General features: G+C 68.5%; 1 protein-coding gene. It reads left to right on the forward strand.

Annotated features, from left to right (window positions below; all coding sequences use genetic code 11):
• A partial coding sequence (locus x551_RS26045) for a hypothetical protein (RefSeq protein ID WP_036251585.1) occupies nucleotides 1-1,471 on the forward strand: 1,471 nt, incomplete at both ends.

Consider the following 1,471-nt stretch of genomic DNA (forward strand, 5'->3'; position numbering starts at 1 on the left):
CTGCAGGCCGCAGGTGAACGTGCCAAGGAAACCGGCGGCGGCACCTGGTATGGAACGCTCGTCAAGCTGCCTGGCGAGATCGCTGCCGCCGAGAACCCGATCCAGATCGTCGGCAAGTTCCTGACCGAGCAGCTCCCGGCCTCGCTGCTGGGCTTCGGACTCGGGGCTGCGGCCACCGCACCGGTCCGATCGGCGATCGTCAGCAACGTGAGCAACCAGCTCGTTGCCAAGGGGGTGAGCACCGCTGTCGCTGGCGCTGCTGGGAACGGCACCGCCGTCGTGCTGCAGTCGCTGGGTGCGAACTACCAGGAAGGCCTATCCAAGGGTCTGGCGGAGCCCGAGGCCGCACAACGAGCCTGGACCAAGACACTCGCAGAAGTCCCCGCCAACGCCGTGGCAGGCGCCGCGATGGGCCTGAAGCTGGGTCGCAACCAGCTCACCAACATCCTCGGCCAGGCGGGCGTCCAAGGGGCCGGCGGCGGCATCGGCGCAGCGCAGGCATCCCAGGCTGTCGGCGAGGAAGCCGATCCGGTCGAAATTGCCCTGGAGATCCTCGGCGAAGGCGTCAGCGCCGGTCCTGAAGTGGCGGGCTTGACCTGGGGCCGCATCGCCGAGAGTCGCAGCGTGGCCCGTGCCGAAACTGCGCAGGTAGCCCTCGACGATGCCGAGAAGGTGGGCGAGATCATCAAGGCTGCCGAGGCTTCGGTCCTCAAAACCCGCGACCCCGAGAGCTTCGCCGAGCTGGTCGAGCACCTCCAGCCCGAGACCGTCCTCTACATCGCGCCGGAGCACCTCGCAGGCGTCGACCTCAGCGCAGCGCCGAACGTGGCCGCCCAGGTGGGTGAAGCCCAGGCCACCGGTGGCGATGTCGCGATCACGCTGGCCGACCTGGTGGCCCACCTCCCCGGGGATCAGCTGCTGCCCAACCTGCGGACTGCACCTGAGGCGATGACCGCCGCCGAGGCCCAGGCCTTCGATGGTGTGTCGGAGATCGCGACCGAGCTGGCGGAGCCCGCTGGCGATGCCTTGCTGACCCAGGACAGCATGAGCGCCGACGATTGGAATGCCTACATGCAGGCGTCCGACGAATCCGCGCAGCGTGCGATCGAGATCCGGGACACCCGATCCCTTCGCGACCTCAAGTGGCTGACCAATGCCAAGACCAAGGCGAGCGCCGAGGTCAGAGGACTGGCCGATGCGGCCCGCGCCAGCATCGAGCCCGAGATCACTGCAGAGATCGCCCGGGAGCCCGTCTATGCGGTGCAGCGCTTCCTCGCCACGGACGAGGGGAAAGCCTTGCCGCCCGACGTGGTGGCCGAGATGTTCGGCTACAGCAGCGCGGATGCCATGCGGCAGGACATCGGCACCAGCGAACCCGAGGCTTCCGTGATCGAGCGCCTGGTCGAGGAGCGCATGCGCGAGGAGCACCCGGACATTGCCGACGCGATCTCACGCGAGCGCTCAGCGGAAG

The organism is Methylibium sp. T29, assembly GCF_000576205.1.
GTDB lineage: Bacteria > Pseudomonadota > Gammaproteobacteria > Burkholderiales > Burkholderiaceae_C > Methylibium > Methylibium petroleiphilum.